Source organism: Lacibacter sp. MH-610 (assembly GCF_045780045.1).
Classification (GTDB): domain Bacteria; phylum Bacteroidota; class Bacteroidia; order Chitinophagales; family Chitinophagaceae; genus Lacibacter.
This window is the reverse complement of the sequence record NZ_CP116002.1, coordinates 1,491,568-1,511,158: the sequence shown is the minus strand read 5'-3', so window position 1 is coordinate 1,511,158 and position 19,591 is coordinate 1,491,568. Positions and strand designations below refer to the sequence as shown.

The 19,591-nt window shown below is 42.1% G+C and carries 13 protein-coding genes; 4 read left to right on the top strand and 9 right to left on the bottom strand.

Annotation, left to right across the window (positions count from 1 at the left end; genetic code table 11):
* Positions 1–13 precede the first annotated feature (13 nt).
* From porQ to pafA, 3 genes are all read right to left on the bottom strand, one after another.
* Complete coding sequence (porQ, locus tag PDL71_RS06940; RefSeq protein WP_407527231.1) at positions 14–1,078, bottom strand: type IX secretion system protein PorQ; 1,065 nt, start codon at positions 1,076–1,078, stop codon at positions 14–16.
* 184 nt (positions 1,079–1,262) lie between these two features.
* The gene (gene lon / locus PDL71_RS06935) at positions 1,263–3,677 is read right to left on the bottom strand and encodes an endopeptidase La (RefSeq protein WP_407527228.1); all 2,415 of its coding nucleotides are present in this window, start codon (positions 3,675–3,677) and stop codon (positions 1,263–1,265) included.
* Between the two features lie 196 nt (positions 3,678–3,873).
* The gene (gene pafA / locus PDL71_RS06930; protein ID WP_407527225.1) at positions 3,874–5,520 is read right to left on the bottom strand and encodes an alkaline phosphatase PafA; all 1,647 of its coding nucleotides are present in this window, start codon (positions 5,518–5,520) and stop codon (positions 3,874–3,876) included.
* A 149-nt stretch (positions 5,521–5,669) separates the two neighbouring features.
* On the opposite strand from pafA, the gene PDL71_RS06925 reads away from it, so the two are divergent.
* Complete coding sequence (locus tag PDL71_RS06925) at positions 5,670–6,983, top strand: aminotransferase class I/II-fold pyridoxal phosphate-dependent enzyme (RefSeq protein WP_407527222.1); 1,314 nt, start codon at positions 5,670–5,672, stop codon at positions 6,981–6,983.
* Between the two features lie 280 nt (positions 6,984–7,263).
* On the top strand, positions 7,264–9,735 hold the full coding sequence (locus PDL71_RS06920; RefSeq protein WP_407527220.1) for a gliding motility-associated C-terminal domain-containing protein: 2,472 nt from the start codon (positions 7,264–7,266) through the stop codon (positions 9,733–9,735).
* A 74-nt stretch (positions 9,736–9,809) separates the two neighbouring features.
* Here PDL71_RS06920 and PDL71_RS06915 read toward each other — a convergent pair whose 3' ends face one another.
* The 3 genes from PDL71_RS06915 to PDL71_RS06905 all read right to left on the bottom strand — a co-directional run bounded on the left by PDL71_RS06915 (position 9,810) and on the right by PDL71_RS06905 (position 13,933).
* Positions 9,810–10,529 carry a hypothetical protein gene (locus tag PDL71_RS06915; protein ID WP_407527217.1) on the bottom strand — a complete coding sequence of 240 codons (720 nt, stop codon included), beginning with the start codon at positions 10,527–10,529 and terminating at the stop codon, positions 9,810–9,812.
* A gap of 94 nt (positions 10,530–10,623) precedes the next feature.
* Positions 10,624–11,298, bottom strand: coding sequence for a LolA family protein (locus tag PDL71_RS06910; protein ID WP_407527214.1), 675 nt, complete (start codon positions 11,296–11,298; stop codon positions 10,624–10,626).
* Between the two features lie 109 nt (positions 11,299–11,407).
* The gene (locus PDL71_RS06905; RefSeq protein WP_407527211.1) at positions 11,408–13,933 is read right to left on the bottom strand and encodes a DNA translocase FtsK 4TM domain-containing protein; all 2,526 of its coding nucleotides are present in this window, start codon (positions 13,931–13,933) and stop codon (positions 11,408–11,410) included.
* A 107-nt stretch (positions 13,934–14,040) separates the two neighbouring features.
* On the opposite strand from PDL71_RS06905, the gene PDL71_RS06900 reads away from it, so the two are divergent.
* Positions 14,041–15,957, top strand: a complete 1,917-nt coding sequence (locus tag PDL71_RS06900; protein WP_407527209.1) for an ATP-binding protein — start codon at positions 14,041–14,043, stop codon at positions 15,955–15,957.
* Here PDL71_RS06900 and PDL71_RS06895 read toward each other — a convergent pair.
* The 3 genes from PDL71_RS06895 to rpsA all read right to left on the bottom strand — a co-directional run bounded on the left by PDL71_RS06895 (position 15,938) and on the right by rpsA (position 18,835).
* The gene (locus tag PDL71_RS06895; RefSeq protein WP_407527206.1) at positions 15,938–16,330 is read right to left on the bottom strand and encodes a DUF423 domain-containing protein; all 393 of its coding nucleotides are present in this window, start codon (positions 16,328–16,330) and stop codon (positions 15,938–15,940) included. The genes PDL71_RS06900 and PDL71_RS06895 overlap by 20 nt on opposite strands.
* Positions 16,320–16,829 (bottom strand): shikimate kinase, encoded by a 510-nt coding sequence (locus PDL71_RS06890; protein WP_407527203.1) that lies wholly within the window; start codon positions 16,827–16,829, stop codon positions 16,320–16,322. The genes PDL71_RS06895 and PDL71_RS06890 overlap by 11 nt, the downstream gene beginning before the upstream one ends.
* Before the next feature lie 101 nt (positions 16,830–16,930).
* Complete coding sequence (gene rpsA, locus PDL71_RS06885; RefSeq protein ID WP_407527200.1) at positions 16,931–18,835, bottom strand: 30S ribosomal protein S1; 1,905 nt, start codon at positions 18,833–18,835, stop codon at positions 16,931–16,933.
* A 266-nt stretch (positions 18,836–19,101) separates the two neighbouring features.
* Between rpsA and PDL71_RS06880 the strand changes: the two genes are divergently transcribed.
* The gene (locus tag PDL71_RS06880) at positions 19,102–19,575 is read left to right on the top strand and encodes an RDD family protein (protein ID WP_407527197.1); all 474 of its coding nucleotides are present in this window, start codon (positions 19,102–19,104) and stop codon (positions 19,573–19,575) included.
* Positions 19,576–19,591: the final 16 nt, after the last annotated feature.

Genomic DNA, 19,591 nt, shown 5'->3' with positions numbered 1-19,591 from the left:
AACCATTCAAAAGCTACCACCCCACTTTCTCTCCCCATTTTCCCAAACTGAAATACTGGTTGAGCGGCAGGTTTAAACCGATCTGATTATAAGCTGTATTGTTTTGAAAATAACTCCTTGCATATCGTAACTGCAACTTGGGAAGGATGGCACCCACACCCAATGAAAAACCGGTTAAACCATTAGGCACATTGGTAATACGCAGTTCCGAACGACGCAGATAATTATAACCTACTGTTACTTCCACCCGCTGACCAATGAGCAACTGTGTGGAGAATACAAAATGCTGAAACAGTTTTTCAAACGTAAACTTTTTAGCAGAAGGATTACGGAAACCATTTTCATTATTGAACAGGGTATCATTGTACAAAATATCAAAACGGTGCAGGTGGTGGGCAGTTAAAGAAAAACGGATGGGCGCTTTTTCTAACTGTTTGTAAATGCCAAACACTACATCAAAAGGCAACTCTTCCGGCACTGCATCGTTATAACGTTTTAACTGTCCGCCCATATTCATCGCCACCAAACCAATCTGCAGCAGGTTAGCAGAATCTTTATACACTACTCCTGCATTGGCAGCAATAGCAGAAGACCGGTACAAACCATAGTTGCTGGAAAGATATTTTACACTGAGGCCATAATGCCAGCGCTCCAGGTATTGACGGGAGGCTGCAAGCTGTATTGCAAAGTCTCGTGGACGCACCGTACCAAAACTATTACCGGATGCATCAGTTTGTGTAATACTGCCGTAATCAAAAAAAAGTACAGAAGCAGCAAAATTGGTATTGAGTTTGGGATGATGAAAACCCTGCACCCAATGATAATTTTTTACACCATCATATAGGCTGTTAAAGTTGAACGATGCCTGCGAATGCATGTCTTTATGCAGCAGGGCGGGGTTCTGAACAGTTAACGATACATCATTGGTTGATTGAGCAACGTTTATACCTCCAAGAGCCGCCAGTTGCGGTGATGCGGGGAATCGCAGAAAATTATAAGTACTGCTGCCACCAAGTGTTTGTGCGGCAAGAGAATGACCTGTAACAACCAGCAAAAGAAACAGTAAAACACGCTGCATACAGCCTGTAAATTACAGATTCAGCAGCAAAGAAGCAGTTCAAAAAAAATTCCCCCGTGGAAACGGGGGAAGCTCTTTAACCCTTAAAACAACCAACATGAAAAATTGTTAGTTGAATATAAAACAGGGAATACTTTGAATTGTTTAGAAAAAAGACATTTTTTTCAAAATATAGCCATAGGTTTTAATGAACAGGCATTAAGGCCAATTCTAAAACCTGCTGCATGGTTTTTACATAATGAAACTTCATTCCTTTGATGTACTGCGAATTAATTTCCTGTACATCTTTTTCATTTTGCCAGCACATGATGATCTCTTTGATACCGGCACGTTTGGCTGCCAATACTTTTTCCTTAATCCCTCCCACCGGCAACACCTGTCCACGAAGTGTGATTTCACCCGTCATGGCTAAGAAGGGTTTTACCCGGCGTCCTGTAAAGGCGCTGGCCATTGCCGTGAGCATGGTAATACCGGCACTGGGACCATCCTTGGGCACCGCACCTTCCGGCACATGCACATGTACATTGCTCTTTTGAAAAGCGGCCGCATCAACACCGGCTTTTTTAGCATTGGCCTGCAGGTAACTGAGAGCAGTGGTGGCACTTTCCTTCATCACATTTCCTAAATTACCGGTGAGGCGTAACTCACCTTTGCCTTCAGTTAAACTGGTTTCAATAAAAAGAATATCACCACCAACAGCAGTCCATGCCAAACCCACGGCTACACCCGGCATATTCGCCGTTTTGTAGAGTTCATTGCTGTAACGTGGTTTACCCAATATTTTTTCTACATCATTTGCTGTGATGGTAGGTTTTAATTTTTCATGCAATGCATATTCTTTTGCCTGTGCACGCATGAGTGAAGCCAGCATACGGTCCAGTTCCCGCACACCGCTCTCTCTTGTATAATCTTCCACCACTTTACGGAGTACCGTATCGCTGATTTTAAAATTCATTTTGTTCAACCCATGTGCCTCTTTCTGTTTGGGTACGAGATAGTTTTTAGCAATCTCTATTTTTTCTTCCACGGCATAACCGCTGAGATCAATAATTTCCAAACGATCCCGCAACGGAGGTTGAATAGAAGATAAACTGTTAGCAGTTGCAATGAATAATACTTTGCTTAAATCATATTCTAACTCTAAGTAATTATCATAGAAGGTATGATTCTGCTCAGGGTCAAGCAACTCTAATAACGCACTGGAAGGATCGCCCCGAAAATCATTTCCTATTTTATCAATCTCATCCAGTATCATCACCGGGTTGGATGATTTTACTTTACGCAGCGATTGCAAAATACGTCCGGGCATAGCACCGATGTATGTTTTGCGGTGACCTCTTATTTCACTTTCATCATGCAAACCACCCAAACTGATGCGTACATATTTCCTTCCCAAAGCAGACGCAATACTTTTTCCTAAACTTGTTTTACCAATACCGGGAGGGCCCAGCAAGCAAAGAATCGGGCTCTTCATATCGCCTTTCAACTTCAATACAGCTAAATATTCAAGAATGCGTTCTTTTACTTTATGAATGCCGTAGTGATCATGATCCAGCACTTTGCGTGCTTTCTTTAAATCATAATTATCTGTTGTGTAATCACCCCATGGTAAATCGAGTAATAAATCAAGATGATTGTAAGCAACAGAATAATCAGGCGTGGAGGGATGCATACGCTCCAGCTTTTCAATTCCTTTTTTGAATAACTCCGCAGCTTCCTTACTCCACTTTTTGGTTTCTGCTTTCTTTTTCATTTCCTGCAGCTCCAGGTCATTGGCATCACCACCTAATTCTTCTTTGATGCTTTTCATTTGCTGGTGCAGAAAATATTCCCGTTGCTGTTTATCCAGCTCCGTTCTTGTTTTGTTGGTCACCTGGTTTTTCAACTCTGCAAACTGTAATTCTTTTTGCAGTAAGGTGAGCAACAGATCTGCACGCTCACGGATGTTTTGTGTTTCCAGCAGTTTTTGTTTTTCAACAATATCTGCATTGAGATTATTACTTACAAAATGTATAAGAAAAGAAGGATTCTCAATGTTTTTTAAAATGATGGCGGCTTCACTGGGTATGTTAGGCGAAAGCTGAATGATTTGTCCCGCCAGGTCTTTAATGGAACCGGCCTGTGCCTGGAAATTGGCATCTTCCGGCGTTGTTTCTTCTTTGAGAATGGTGATGGTGGCCTTGAAAAAAGGTTCTTCACTCACAATGCCGGTAATCTGCATACGGCGCATGCCCTGGATGATGACGGTGGTACCACCATCCGGCATTTTAATCAACTTGATGATTTTGGCAACAGTGCCGATATCTTCCAGGTCAGTAACGGCAGGATCTTCCACATTACTGTCTTTTTGCGCTACTACACCAATCAGCTTCTGATCTTTATACGCTTCATTTACAGCCTGTATGCTTTTATCACGTCCCACTGTAATGGGCAACACTACGCCGGGAAATAAAACCGTATTACGTAAGGGCAGTAAGGGCAATGTGTCAATCCTCGATAGATCTTCATCACTTTGTGCTTCACTTTCATTTAAGGGGATGATGGGCAAAAAGTCAACATCTTCGTCAGGCGTTCTTAAAAACAAACTTGTTTTGTTCATACTTCGTCAATTTGACAGATAAGCCCCTTGTTCAGGGGCTTTCTGAATGATGTATCTATTGAGTCAAGATTAATGCCATGCAGTCAATACCTGCTATTATTTCATTACCGACCTCACCCTCCCGTCCCTCTCCAAAAGAGAGGGATGCTGCTATTGAATGATAGCAACTGACTGCATTTTATTTTTCAGAGTGCAATTATTTCAAAATGGATTGTATGGGCTTACCTACACAACCATTGGGCATTTGAATACGCAGCATGGCAGCAATCGTTGCAGCAATATCCGTCATATACACTTCTTCGGTAGAGCGGCCCGGCTTAATTTTCCAACCAAACCAGAGTAATGGAATATGACTGTCATAAGGATTCCAAACACTGTGATCAGTACCTTTCGGATTATCCTTGAACCATTGTGGTTGTGGTATCACCTGCAACTCCCCGCTGCGGTAAGGATAATAGCCATTGATCAACCGCTCCCGCAAGGGATTTGGCAGAACTGTATATTCCAGTTTTGATTTATCTACCACTCTGAAAATGCCTTCCTGTTGTTCAAAGAAATGAATGATGTGTTGCTTTATTTTCTCCACTGTTTCCTGTTGCAGCGTATCCATTGCTTTTACATTAAGCGAAAGATTATAGTAAGTAGAAAAAATGATGGCGTTTTTTATTCCGAACTTTTCAGCTACTTCTTCATTTGCCTTTTTAACGAGGTTGCCCAATGCAATGGAACCGCCGGGTAATTTATTTTCTTTTAAAAATCCGGGCACATGTGCTGCTCCATGATCGGCGGTTAAAAAAAGCAGGTACTCACCTTTGCCTAACTGTGCATCTAAGTAGTTGAGAAAATCTCCGAGATCTTTATCAAGACGCAGATAGGTATCTTCTGCTTCTACTGAATTAGGACCATACGTATGTCCCATATAATCCGGCGAAGAAATGCTTACTGCTAAAAAATCAGTAACGCTTCTTTTACCTAACTGCTCGCCGTTCATTGCCGCTTTGGCCATTTCAAATGTGTAGGTAGTACCTTGCGGCATATAAGGCAGCTTACCGTAATTGGTTCCGATATACGGTTTTGTATCGTAAGGATACGTTGTTTTGTTTAGCAAATCACCCCGCTCATGTACAGCACTGTCGGCACCACTGTTGCTGTAAGTGCTGATGGGATATAATGTATTCCATCCCTCCTTGTAATACGCATCGGGCAATTTGCGGTTATTAAACTCCTGTGCCCAGGCCGGTAATTGATTCATGTAATAGGTGCTGCTTACAAACACACCTCTTGCTTCATCATACCAATAAGCGGTACCGGAATGACCGGCCGGTAAAATGGCACCCCTGTCTTTAATGGAAATACCAATGCTCTTGCTTTTAAAATTGGTTGCCAATCTCAACTCATCTGTTATGGTATTGCTCATCATATTACGGGGACTCATTTCACCATCTCTTGTATCAGACCCAACCGTTTTTACAGATTTATCTTCTACACAATACATGTTGCGTTGCAATTTGGCATCCCACCAGTTATTACCGGTAATGCCGTTAATGGCAGGCACTGTGCCGGAGTAAACAGCAGCATGACCGCAACCGGTAGCTGTGGGGGTATAAGGAATGAATGCATTTTCACAACTGAAACCCTGCCCTAATAAACGTTTAAAGCCTCCTGTGGATGCATAGCGATCATAGTAACGGTACAGGTAATCCCAGCGCATCTGGTCAATCATAATTCCTACTACCAATTTGGGTCGTTCGATGGTATTGGGCTTTACAACGGCACCTGTTTTATGCTGTGCAAAGGCTGCCATCACCAGCAGAACGCTGACACTCAGAAAAAATCCTCTCATAGTTTGATTTTTGGGGCCTCAAAGATACCTGTTGCGGCTTCAAATCAGGTCAATTTTCTCACAGAAGATGGCTGAAAATCTGCCTTCTATGCTTGCCCTCAAACCCTTACCTTTGCGGCAATTTTGAACAGATAACAATTCCTTCATTTATGGCAGATATTTTCGAAAAACTGGTTAAGAATTATGGCCCTATCGGTCAGCACAGAGAAAGAGCTCATGGCTACTTTGCATTTCCCAAACTGGAAGGTGATATCAACAGCCGCATGATCTTTCGTGGTAAAGAAAAAATTGTGTGGAGTTTGAACAACTACCTGGGTCTGGCCAATCATCCGGAAATCCGCAAAGTAGATGCGGAAGCAGCACAGGAGTTTGGTTTAGCCTACCCCATGGGTGCACGTATGATGAGCGGCAACTCTAATTATCATGAGCAGTTAGAAAAAGAACTGGCAGAGTTTGAGATGAAAGAAGATGCCATCCTGATGAACTTCGGTTACCAGGGCATCATGAGTGCGATTGATGCCATCTGCGGCCGTCATGATGTGATTGTGTATGACGCCGAAAGCCATGCCTGTATTATTGATGGCTTGCGTTTACACCCCGGTCACCGTTATGTGTTTAAGCACAATGATGTGGAAGATTGCGAAAAGCAATTACAACGTGCCACTGCATTGATTGAAAAACAAAAGAGCGGCGGTATCCTCGTAATTACTGAAGGTGTATTTGGTATGGCGGGCGACCAGGGCAAGCTGAAAGAAATTTGTGAGTTGAAGAAAAAATATGAGTTCCGTTTGCTGGTGGATGATGCACATGGTTTTGGTACACTTGGTAAAACAGGTGCCGGTGCCGGTGAAGAGCAGGGCTGCCAGGATGAGATTGATTTATACTTCAGCACCTTTGCCAAATCAATGGCTTCCATTGGTGCGTTCTTAGCAGGTCCACGTGTGATTATTGATTATATCCGTTACAATATCCGTTCCCAGATATTTGCCAAGAGTTTGCCCATGCCGATTGTAATCGGCAACCTCAAGCGTTTGGAAATGTTGCGTACCATGCCTGAGTTAAAAGAAAAACTCTGGTACAATGCACGCAAGCTGCAGCAAGGGTTGAAAGAGCGTGGCTTTGATATTGGTAAAACAGACAGTCCTGTTACACCTGTGTATATGACAGGTGGTGTAGAAGAAGCCACAGCTATGGTAATGGATTTGAGAGAGAATTATAACATCTTCTGCTCAATTGTGGTATATCCTGTAATTCCGAAAGGGCATATCATTTACCGTTTGATTCCTTCTGCGGCTCATACCGATGCAGATATTGAAGAAACCCTCAAAGCCTTTACAGAAACAAAAGCCAAACTGGATGCAGGCGCTTATAAAGCAGAAGCCATTCCGGATATGGCGGAACAGGAAGGAACAGTTTCAGGAAAGCGTTTTGATTATATGCTCGACAGACCAAAGAACAAATAAGTTCATTTAAAAGATAGTTTACAACCGCCTGTTGCAACAGGCGGTTTTTTTATTTGAGGAAGTTTCCCGGATAAGTAAAATTTCAAACTCCACTAAAGGTTCTCATTTAGTATATACCAATTCATTTCTTTTTACGTTAGAATCTTATAAAATTGTGTGGCTTTTACAGGGTTATGATTAATTCTGTTAGAGCAACCGAAAACCGGCAAAGCAGTTGTGAATCACTTTTGCCAAACCGGTGAACAAAAACCAATATTCTGTACCATCGAAAAAGGCCCTCATGAACTGCATTCGAAAAACCATAACTACCCTGCTACTTTTTTTGTTGGGATCTGCCGGCAGCTATGCGCAAATTGATACCGAATTCTGGTTTGCTGCACCGGATATATCATCCCATAACAACTTTGATAAGCCGATGATTCTTCGGATCACTTCGTTCAAAGAAGCTTGTACTGTAACCATTTCACAACCTTCCGGCGGAGGAATGCCTTCTCAAACTTTTACATTGGCGCCACAATCCAGTAAATCAGTTGACATTACTGCCTGGATTGATGCTGTTGAATGCAGACCGGCCAATACCGTGCACAACAAAGGTCTTCGCATCAGTTCTACTGCACAGATTTCAGTTTACTACGAGGTGAATCATACCAGCCGTAATCCTGAATTGTTTGTATTAAAGGGAAGAAATGCATTGGGTAATGACTTCTTTATTTCATCTCAGAATTCAGCCTTCAACAATGCTTCTTATAACCCGGCCCCGTTTTCATCGTTCAGTATTGTAGCTACAGAAAACAACACTACTGTTACCATCACTCCTTCTAAAGATGTGATCGGTCATGTTGCCGGTGTGCCTTATACCATAACACTAAACCGTGGACAAACCTATGCAGCAGTAGCAGCATCACCCATGCCGAATCAGCACCTGGAAGGCTCCCGTGTTACATCCAATAAACCGGTAGCGATAACGCTGGCCGATGATTTGATTAGCCCCATTGGCTTTGGTTGTGCTGATATGGTGGGAGATCAAACCATTCCTGTAAGTATTACCGGAACAGAATACATGGCCACAAAAGGATACCTGAACGGAAGCCTTGAAAAACTCTATGTAACTGCCACTGCCAATAACACAGCCATTTTTAAAGATGGTGTACAGGTAACCACGCTCAATGCAGGACAAACCTATGAAGTAACCGTTACGAACCCTTCTATTTATATCCGCTCTACTAATCCTGTATATGTGTACCAGATTTCAGGAATTGGTTGCGAACTTGGTTCGGCTATCCTTCCTCCTATCAAATGTACAGGTAGTCTTTCTGCCACGTTTGCAAAAAGCACCACCCGGCAGATTTACATGAACCTGCTGGTTAAAAACGGAGGACAAGGTTCTTTTAAAGTCAATAACAACCCAACGATTATAATTGCTGATTCATTCAGAGTAGTCCCTGGCACCAATAATGAATGGTATGCTGCTTCTGTTTTATTACCAAACGGAATTGTGCCGCTGGATTCAACAGTAACTGTTACCAATTCCATCACCTTCTTTCATATGGGTGTGTTGCAGGGTACAGAAAGAGATGGAACCAGCTTTGGCTTTTTCAGCAGTTTTAATAACAACTATGCAAACGCTTCTACTCCTACTGCCACCATTTGCGATGGAAACACCATCAAATTAGTTGCTGACTCATTACTTACAGCTACTTACGAGTGGAGAGGTCCCAATAATTTTTTCAGTACGTTGCAAAACCCAACGATTCCCAATGTATCGGCTCTTAATGCCGGTAAATATGAATTAAAAGTAACGGTGCCGGGTTGCGGCAGCCAGTTTGATTCTGTATTTATTGCCATTGGTGGTGAAGTAAGATCCACTGTTTCACAAACGATATGTGCCGGTACTTCTTATGCCGGTTACACCACCAGCGGAACTTATATTGACACATTGAAAACTGTTTCAGGTTGCGACAGTATCCGCACACTTACTTTAACTGTTAAACCCAGATCCTTCAATACCATTACACAAACAATTTGTGAAGGACAGTCTTTTCTTGGATATACTACCAGCGGCATCTTTAGAGATACATTAGTAGCAGCCAATGGTTGCGACAGTGTACGTACTTTAAACCTCACCGTTTTAAGAAGAGGACGTTCAATATTGAACCAAACGATATGCAGGGGACAGTCTTATCTTGGTTATACCGTTGCAGGAACTTATATAGACACTTTAGTAGCAGCGAATGGTTGTGACAGCATACGCACACTCAACCTGAGAGTGGATGTGCCTGCCACACCAAACCTGGGAGCTAACAGGGAATTATGTAATGGAGATACATTGATTTTATTCCCCGGCAATTATGCATCCTATCTATGGCAGAACAATTCCACGAACAGTACATTTATTGTAGACAGACCCGGTTTGTATTCCGTAACTGTTACCAATGCCTGCGGATCAAAAACGGATGACGTATTGGTAACAGGTGTGGATTGTATCATTCTTTTCCCCAATGCCTTTACACCGAATGGTGATGGCAAAAATGATTTCTTTAAAATACTCAATGCATTTCGCATCAATGATTACTCACTTGTAATTTATAACCGCTGGGGTCAGCAGGTATTTGCTACCTCTGATGTATTGAGCGGATGGGACGGAAGGCTTAAAGGAGTTCCGCAAGATCCCGGAACCTATGTTTATTACTGCAAGTATGTAAAAGATAATAAGCAGGTAGTAACAAAAGGAAGCCTGCATCTGCTCCGATAAATAAATCCACATTATAATAAAGAAAGCCCGCTGATAACAGCGGGCTTTCTTATAATTGACATTTGCATTTTTTATCAACGTTCATTGGTACCTGTTGCAGGAATGCGGAACAAGGCTGTTACCTGCTCATAACTCATTGCTTTTACCTGGTCAACAGTATAACCTGTTGCCGGACCAGAAGTAAAACGTCCACCTGATACCAGGCCGGGAATCAATACATAACGGAAGAAGTGATTGGTAAGTACTCCGTAGCCGGTTGTGGTAGAAAGGTTTTTAATAAACACAATCATACGTCCGATAGCGGGGCGGTAGTTGATTTCAATGATATCAGAACCTGCTCTTGCACTAAATGGTAATGGCTGTGCATTGGCAGTTGTAGCCAAACCTGCAGTTCCTGTTGAGGAAAAGGTATGATACATTAAAGTAAGACCTTGTGTAAGGATGGCCTGTGTTACAGAAGGAGCCGGTAAATTAGCACGACTTACCTGGCCAACTGTACTGATCGTGGTATCAAACCAACCTGCTGCCCCAAATGTTGTAGGCGAAGGAATCCAGTTGGAATAGATGACCTGGGCATTTTGACCTGCAGGACCCTGCGGACCTTGAGGGCCCTGAACTCCCTGCGGACCTTGTGGGCCAACCGGACCTGTGGGGCCGATAACCCCTTGAGCGCCTTGCGGACCCTGGGGACCCTGGGGACCTTGCGGACCTTGAGGACCGGCATCACCCTTACAGGCAGTAAATAAAATAGCTGCTGACAGCAGCAGGCTTGCTGCGTAAATTAATTTTCTCATAGCTGTAGTTTTTTATCAGATGAAAAGTTAAGATAGTAAAAAATGAACAATAAAAAAGCGCTGAAATCAGCGCTTTTTTTATTAAATCATTTTATCATCGTAAATCAATCACTTCAACACCCGGGTATTTCTTCTTATCAAACACAAACTGAGCATCCTGCAAATTGGCATTCCCGTTTAATGATGAAACGGTGTAAGTATAACGGTTACCGCTTTTTTCCATCACTTTTGTACTGTAGATGGATTGAGTGGCTTTATCCACCCAAACGTACACTTTAAAGAAAGGCTTTGTTTTATCGTAGGGAGTTAACTCAATTTCCTGGAGTGTTTTTCCACCCTGCTTTTTTTCGCCATTGAGTTTATACAGAAAATCCTTGTCGTAAAAGTTGGTAAACAACTTCTGTGGCGTTATGGTATTCTGGCTGGGATCAAATTTTGAAAGAGTTACTTCATTCGCCGCTTTATCGTACGTCCAGATATTTACTCCATCACAAAAAATATCCTGACCTCCTGTTAACGTAACACGGTACTTAGTACCTTTCATGAGCAAGGTTCCTTTTTTGGTGCCCTGTATCTTTCCTTTTGCATCCTCAGTTGTAAAAGAAAAAGAAGCCTGCACTCCTTTATAGGTTTTAAACTTATTACTTACAGCATCCAGAATTTTCTTTGCATTGGCATCACTTTGCCCCATGGATTTATTTTGTGCCGTTCCGGTAACATACACAACTAAAGCAAAAAATGAAGCTGCAATCAATCGAAATAATTTCATTTGAATTAACTATTAACGTTCAATATAGCCCTGAGACGGGGGTGGCAAAGATAAGTGTTGCAGAGGTTATTCTTTCAGCAGATGATTTGCATATATTTTAACAGCCGGCCTACCCCATCATTTGCAGATGATGTTCCAGTTCCGCTTCGGTTTTAATGAGCACATCCCTTGCTTTGCTGCCCTGGCTGCCGCCCACAATACCGGCGGCTTCCAACTGATCCATTAAGCGGCCCGCCCTGTTGTATCCCAGTTTCATCCTGCGTTGCAGTAAAGAAGTAGAACCAACCTGGTTCTGTACAATTAAACGGGCAGCGTCTTCAAATAACGGGTCACGGTCGCTTAAATCAAAATCTTTTCCTTCCATTTCTTTTTCATCCACATATTCCGGAAGCAGGAAAGGCTGGGCATAGCCCCGTTGTTTGCTGATGAAAGAAACGATATCATCTACCTCAGGCGTATCTACAAAGGCGCATTGCAAACGGGTGAGTTCTCCGTTATAACTGATGAGCATATCACCCTTACCAATTAATTGCTCCGCTCCTCCTGTATCAAGTATGGTGCGGCTGTCTACTTTTGACGATACTTTGAAAGCAATACGTGCCGGAAAGTTAGCTTTGATGGTACCTGTGATAATATTTACTGATGGGCGCTGTGTAGCAATGATGAGGTGAATACCTACCGCACGTGCCAGTTGCGCCAGGCGGGCAATAGGCATTTCAATTTCTTTTCCGGCCGTCATAATCAAATCAGCAAACTCATCCACCACCAATACAATAAAGGGAAGATATTGATGGCCTTTTTGCGGGTTGAGTTTACGGGCTACAAACTTTTCATTGTATTCACGGATATTACGGCAACCGGCTTCCTTGAGCAAATCATAACGGTTGTCCATTTCAATACAAAGCGCATTAAGTGTATTGATTACTTTCTTGGTATCAGTGATGATGGCATCTTCTTCGCCCGGCAACTTTGCAAGGAAATGACGTTCAATATGACGATATAAACTCAGCTCCACCTTTTTTGGATCAACCAATACAAGTTTGAGTTGTGAAGGATGTTTTTTATACAACAGTGAAACAAGAATGGCATTTAATCCAACTGATTTACCCTGCCCGGTTGCACCTGCCATAAGTAAGTGAGGCATACTGGCCAGGTCAACAATGAAGTTTTCATTATCAATACGCTTTCCTACAGCAATAGGCAATGCAAAATTGTTATGTTGAAATTTTTCAGAAGAAAGTAATGTTTTCATGCTCACCACTGTCTTCTTAACGTTGGGAACTTCTATACCAATCGTTCCTTTGCCCGGTATAGGTGCAATGATACGTATACCTAAAGCAGCAAGACTCAAAGCAATATCATCTTCCAGGTTTTTGATCCTTGAAATTCGTACACCGGCGGCAGGTACAATTTCATAAAGCGTTACCGTGGGACCAACTGTTGCAGATATTTTTTGTATCTCAATATCGTAGTTACGGAGTGTATTAATGATCTGGTTCTTGTAATTCTCCAGTTCACCTGCATCCTGTACAATTTTTTCGCTGCCGTGATTTTCAAGCAGGTTGAGCGTGGGGAATTTATAATCTTTCAAATCAAGAAAAGGATCATAAGGAGGAAGATTTTCAACAACAGGATTGCTTCCTTCTTCTTCTGAAACAGGATCAGGCGTTGTTTTTATTTCCAGTTCCAAAGGTTCTGAGGAGGTTGCTTTCTTCTTTGGTTCCACTGGTGAAATGATATCTTCCTCGAAAGCAGGCGCTGTTATTTCCTGTACAGGTGGAATGCTCAACTCCTGAATAAGAGGCGCTATCGGTTGGGGGTCTGTACCCACCGTTTCTTTTTCTGAAACGACAAACTCATGAAGCGGATTGTTCTCTTCTGTATTGTTGATGGTGAGAGGAACAGGTTGGTTATTCTCTTTTTTGAGTTGATTTTTAGCTTTAGGCTCTGCAATTTCTGATGTTGCTACAGGCGCTTCTTCTTTAAGTTCATTTAATTCGTCAGTAACCGGTATGGGAGCTTTTTCTTTTTTAGCCGGCAATGAAAACACCGGGTTAAATCTCCATATAAAATAACTGAGTGCAGCTACTGCCAATAAAATCGCCGTGCCGGCTTTGCCTAAAAAACCCTGGAGCCAGGCAGCACTGTAATTACCCATAGCGCCGCCCCAACTGATACCTTTGGAAGGTAAAAAAAAGGAAAAGAAAACAGGCAGTACCAGCAATCCTACCAATACATATTTGATGTTACGGGCAACCGAAAATATCTTTTTACCGAAGACCATGTTCACGCCGATTACAAAAAACAAAGAACTGATAAGAAAGGAGGCTATGCCGAATGCACCATGAAAAAGCATATGAGAAACCCAAGCGCCTGAACGGCCCAGCAGGTTACCTACCTGCAGTTCATCATCAAAAAGAAAATCGGAAGTGTTCCGGGATACTTTATCAAAATCCTCTTTCCACGTAAAGAGATAAGATGTTAATGCTATAAAAATTAAAATGGAAACCAGCAGGAATACAGTACCGGTAATTTTATGGGTACGTTCATCTTTTACCAGTTGCTGAACTGATACCGTTTCTTCTTTTTCCGACTTGAGCGTTTCCTCTTTTTTGGTTTTTCGTTTTTCCTTCATGCGCACGGGGCTGTTCAAACAAAGATAAAGAAAGGGAAACACGAAACAGCAATGCAAATTGTGTATTACTGATAAATATCCTAACTTTTGCGCATTAACTTAGCACCATGCGTTATTCCCGGCTTCTATTTATTCTTCTGCTTGCGGCAAGCCAAACCTATGCGCATGATGATTCAACACTTACCGTTATCAAAACATCGAGGATTAAGAATGCCTATGAGGTAAGCAAGTATATCCATATTTATGTAGATACGCTCAGAACAAAAAACCCACTTGAACTCCGGAATAAAATGTTCATGCACCTTTATGAGTTTAAGAACGAACGGGTGCCAAAGCCACTGATGATTGACGGCTATGTTTACATGCTTTTCTGGATAGATAATGATTCACCTTCGGCCGATACCCTTTATTTTACCGCCGGCTTTTTTTCTAAAAACATTGAGCTTTTTACAAGAGACAGTACAGGCGCCCCCTGGAAACAGTTGCCAAAAACCACACCCGGAGATGGAGAACTGGCCTATAACCAGATAACCCTTGAACCCAACAAGGAAATACAATTGATGGTGCGTACCAATTATGCCAGGACAACCATCTCTGCCATCCGTCCTTATTTTATTAAAAAACCTTTTTACAAATACTTTCTTAAATACAGGCTCAGCAACTGGGACAGCCTGGATATTATTACCTACACCATCACCGGCATGCTCTTTATGATGCTGCTGTTTTCGTTTTTTACTTATTTCCAGAACAGGAAAGGTGAATTTTTATATTATTCGCTGTACGCATTTTGTGTGGCGCTGATGCTGTTTCTGAAAGCTGCCTATTATGAATCTTCCAGGCCTTTTAATTTCTTTAATGAGGAATACCTCGATTATGCCTTACTCTTCACCGGTTATATTTTTTATATCCGGTTTACACGTTTCTTTATAAGCACTGCTAAGCGAAATAAGATTTTAAATTTTGTGCTTACCGGCGCTGAAATTACAGTATTACTTTTCCTTATCTTTTTTAGCTGGATGTATTTCACCAACCAACCGTTTCAACTATTGGACAATACTGAAAACATCAGCAAGTTTTTCATGATTGCCGTGGGACTTACCTATGTTATACTTGGCTTTTTCATGAGAGATAAATTCATGAATTTCCTGGTGGCGGGCAATCTTGCCAATCTTGTTTTTGCGGGCCTGTCTCAATTACTCATCATCTTCCGGAACCTGCCGTTTATGCCTGAAAGAGGATTATTCCGGAATTCATTACTCTATTTTGAAGTAGGCATTTTTATAGAAATGGTTTTCTTTTTGCTGGGTTTGATTTACAAAAACAAAGTAGAGCTGATTGAAAAAGCGCAAATGGATGCCGTACTCAAACAGGAAGCCGACCGTAAAGAATATGAAAAACAGATTGCGGTACTGAAAGCCCAGCAGGATGAACGCACCCGCATCAGTGCCGATATGCATGATGAACTGGGCAGCGGTGTAACAGCCATCCGTTTGCTGAGTGAAATTGCCCGCAAAAAAACCAAGGATCAACCGCTGGAAGAAATTGCACGCATCTCCAATAATGCCAATGAACTGATGAGTAAAATGAATGGTATTATCTGGAGTATGAACCCCGGCAATGATACCCTTACAGGTACCATTGCTTACATGCGCAGCAATGCTTCTGAATTCCTGGATAATTTTCATTTGAATTACAGGATTCTTGTACCTGAAAACATTCCCGATGTTGAGTTAAGCGGAAATAAACGCCGTAACCTGTTTCTTGTAATGAAAGAATCACTCAACAACATCATCAAACATGCACAGGCCTCTAATGTAACAATTGAGTTTACCTGCAATGAACATTTGATTATACATATTACAGATGACGGCAAAGGCATACAGGCCGATAAGCTTAATGAATATGGTAACGGGTTGAAGAATATGCAGAGGCGTATGGAAAATATCGGAGGTAGTTTTTCCATTGCAGCAGGAAACGGTACCACTGTTATATTAACGCTTCCGCTTACTGATCAGGTTTCATAACTCCTGCAAACAAACACAGCCATCCGGCAATGAAAGCTACACCACCAAGAGGTGTAATCGCTCCTAACCAATTAACGCCCTGTACGCCTCCTGCTTTTAAAAAACTCATGAGGTAAAGGGAACCGCAAAAGAGTAACAATCCCAGCAAAAAAAGATTGCCGCCATAACGCAACCACTTGCTGTTATAATGCAGTTGCAGCAAACCGGCCAGTGCCAGTGCCAGCGCATGGTAAAAATGATATTGAACTGCTGTTTGATAGGTCTGCAATTGCTGTTCTTCTAACAATTGCTTTAAGGCGTGTGCACCAAAGGCTCCCAATGCTACAGCAAGAGCAGCCGCAAGAAATGCAATCTTTAAAAATTTATCTTTCATGCCGGTACTTTATTCGATCAAAATTTTCGTTGGCAAGATGTGCTACAGGCAAATGATACATCGCTTGTGTATACCACTCAATGCGATCGTTTAGTTTTTGTGCAATAAAAGACTCCAGCAAATCATCCGGTACGTCTTTAATCAAAGGTCTTGTATCTTTTTCTGTAAGTAAACGCTGCGCCAGTTGCAGCGGAGTTGCTTTGAGATAAATAGTAACTCCGTGTTTGTTCATCCATTTGATGTTATCATAAAAACAGGGAGTACCACCACCGCAGCTCAATATAAACGAATCCTTTTCACTGAAAGAATGCAGTACACTACGCTCCAGTTTACGAAAAGCATCCTCTCCTTCTTCTTTAAACAACTGCACTACGGTTTTACCGCTTTTCTTTTCTATTTCAGCATCCAGGTCGTAAACAGGCAACTGAAATGCTTCACCCCACTGGCGTGCCCAGTGTGTTTTACCACTGCCCATAAACCCGATTATAAAGTAGCGCATAGAATGTATTGTAAACGAAGATAGAAAATACCCATCAGAAGCGTCTGTATAAAAAAAGCCCGCTGCAATTGCAACGGGCTTTTATGAACTACTTATAGAAATTAACTTCCTGCGTTTTCATTAGCTGCAGCATCACTGTCCAATTTCTTTTTCAGATCTGCCAATACACCTAAATCACCGAGGGTTGTTTTCTCTACTTTGCTTTGTACATCTTTCACCGCTTTCTTAGTACGTGCCGCTTCAGCAGTTTTTTCTTTACGCTCAGCATCTTTCTCTTCTGCTTTCACTTGTTCCCAAATACGGGTGTGACTTAACACTACACGCTTTTCGTTACGGTCAAATTCAATCACCATAAACTGGATGGTTTCATCAGCCACAACTGTTTTGCCATCTTCTTTATTCAGGTGACGGGCAGGAGCAAAACCTTCAATACCATAAGGCAATTGAACCAATGCACCTTTGTCATCTTTCTTAATTACATGACCTTCATGAACGCTGCCGATTGCAAAGCTTTCTTCCAATGCATTCCAGGGATCTTCTTCGAGCTGCTTATGACCTAACTGCAGCTTGCGGTTTTCCTTGTCAATGCTAAGGATCATTACATCAATTTCCTGGCCCACTTTTGTGTATTCACCGGGATGGTTGAAACGCTTGGTCCAGCTCAGATCGCTGATGTGGATCATACCACCAATACCTGCTTTCAGTTCTACAAACACACCGTAAGGAGTGATGTTCTTCACCAAACCTTTGTGCTTGCTTTCTACAGGGAATGTTTCTTCGATTGTGCTCCATGGATCCTGGCTCATTTGCTTGATAGAAAGACTCATCTTACGTGCGTCTTTATCAAGTGTAACGATTTTGGCTTCATGCTCATCACCCATCTTGAAGAATTCTTTTGCATTGATTGGTGTGTTAGCCCAGCTGATTTCACTTACGTGTACCAGACCTTCTACACCCGGCATGATTTCGAGGAACGCACCGTAGTCTTCAATGTTCACTACTTTACCTTTCACCACTTCACCTTCTTTAATGCTTTCGCTCAAAGTATCCCAAGGATGCGGAGTTAATTGTTTCAAGCCAAGGCTGATACGCTTCTTCTCATCATCAAAATCAAGAACAACCACGTTCAGTTTCTGATCCATCTTCAATACTTCTGAAGGATGGTTGATACGGCCCCAGCTGATATCTGTGATGTACAACAAGCCATCAACACCACCCAGGTCAAGGAATGCACCAAAGTCTGTGATGTTCTTGATAGTACCTTCCAGTACCTGTCCTTTTTCCAGCTTGCTCATGATAGCAGCACGCTGTTGTTCAATATCGCTTTCAATGAGCGCTTTGTGGCTCACTACTGCGTTCTTAATGTTTTCGTTGATCTTAACAACTTTAAATTCCATTGTTTTACCAACAAACTGATCATAATCGGTTACAGGCTTCACATCAATCTGTGATCCCGGTAAGAATGTTTCCATACCGAACACATCCACGATCAAACCACCTTTTGTTTTGCTGGTAACCAAACCGGTAACAATTTCACCGGTTTTATGCACTTCCATAATGCGCTCCCATGCACGTGTAATGCGGGCAAGCTTACGGCTGAGGTGCAGGTGACCTTCACGGTCTTCTTTTTCAACCACCATTACTTCAACGGTGTCGCCTACTTTCAAACCTTGTAAATCACGGAATTCGTTTAAAGAAACCAATCCATCACTCTTAAAACCGATGTTTACAACCACATCTGTTTTGGTCAGCGCCACTACCTGGCCTTCTACCATTTCGCCATCATTTACCTGCTTGAAAGTGCCATCATAAACAGTGTCGAATTTGGCATACTCTTCTTTGCTGTAAATAACAACATTACGTTTGTCAACGCTCCAGTCGAAATCGTCGTGAGCCGTTTCAATAACAGGTGCCTTTGTTGTCGCTGTAGATACTTCAGCAGCCTCGGCTACTGTTGCATTCTCCTGTGCATCAGCGTTTGGATTAACAATTTGATTTTCTGACATAAAATAGTCCCGAGATTGTTTATTTAGTTCGGGGCGGCAAAGGTAGGGTGAAAACCCTTGCAGGCAAAGGAATTGAGGGCTTTTTTGAGGGCGAATTACCCCTTTTTTGATCATTTATTCAAGGTGTCTGCCGCCAAAACCGAAAGCCCCGGCATAAGGCTTCAAAAGGGATGATTTTCAGCCAGGAATCAAAGGCCGGGAATCGTTTCTTCAAAATTTTAAAAATTGAAAAACGGCCTTTATATTCGTCTTCAACTTACACCATTATGAACGAACAACAACCCGACTTCCTCAACGAATACGACCGTACCGTACTACAGGAAGAAGCCAGCCAGGGCAAACGATTTGCCAACTACCTGATTGATCTTATTTGCTTTTACATTTTCGTTTTTGCAGGTGGAGCTGCATTAGGCATCATTATTTATTTCATCAACCCGGAATCTTCTTTTTTACAGGATGAGTCAAGCAGTCCATGGTCAGGATTAGTTGACAGGTTATTGGGCTTGTTGCTCTATGGCTTATTCATGTCACTTACAGAAGGTCTTTTCAAAGGCCGCACTTTGGGTAAATTGATAACAGGCACAATAGCTGTAAAAGACGATGGCTCACCCATAACCTGGGAAGATGCTTTTAAAAGAGGTTTTTCAAGAGCAGTTCCATTTGAACCGTTTTCCGCATTAGGTGGTAATCCATGGCACGACCGATGGACAGATACTAAAGTAGTTCTTGTAAAAAAATAAAAAAGAATCCCTGCAA

Coding starts and splice junctions, on each gene's coding strand:
- porQ (WP_407527231.1), bottom strand. CDS start 1,078: ATGCAGCGTGTTTTACTGTTTCTTTTGCTGGTTGTTACAGGTCATTCT.
- lon (WP_407527228.1), bottom strand. CDS start 3,677: ATGAACAAAACAAGTTTGTTTTTAAGAACGCCTGACGAAGATGTTGAC.
- pafA (WP_407527225.1), bottom strand. CDS start 5,520: ATGAGAGGATTTTTTCTGAGTGTCAGCGTTCTGCTGGTGATGGCAGCC.
- PDL71_RS06925 (WP_407527222.1), top strand. CDS start 5,670: ATGGCAGATATTTTCGAAAAACTGGTTAAGAATTATGGCCCTATCGGT.
- PDL71_RS06920 (WP_407527220.1), top strand. CDS start 7,264: ATGAACTGCATTCGAAAAACCATAACTACCCTGCTACTTTTTTTGTTG.
- PDL71_RS06915 (WP_407527217.1), bottom strand. CDS start 10,529: ATGAGAAAATTAATTTACGCAGCAAGCCTGCTGCTGTCAGCAGCTATT.
- PDL71_RS06910 (WP_407527214.1), bottom strand. CDS start 11,298: ATGAAATTATTTCGATTGATTGCAGCTTCATTTTTTGCTTTAGTTGTG.
- PDL71_RS06905 (WP_407527211.1), bottom strand. CDS start 13,933: ATGAAGGAAAAACGAAAAACCAAAAAAGAGGAAACGCTCAAGTCGGAA.
- PDL71_RS06900 (WP_407527209.1), top strand. CDS start 14,041: ATGCGTTATTCCCGGCTTCTATTTATTCTTCTGCTTGCGGCAAGCCAA.
- PDL71_RS06895 (WP_407527206.1), bottom strand. CDS start 16,330: ATGAAAGATAAATTTTTAAAGATTGCATTTCTTGCGGCTGCTCTTGCT.
- PDL71_RS06890 (WP_407527203.1), bottom strand. CDS start 16,829: ATGCGCTACTTTATAATCGGGTTTATGGGCAGTGGTAAAACACACTGG.
- rpsA (WP_407527200.1), bottom strand. CDS start 18,835: ATGTCAGAAAATCAAATTGTTAATCCAAACGCTGATGCACAGGAGAAT.
- PDL71_RS06880 (WP_407527197.1), top strand. CDS start 19,102: ATGAACGAACAACAACCCGACTTCCTCAACGAATACGACCGTACCGTA.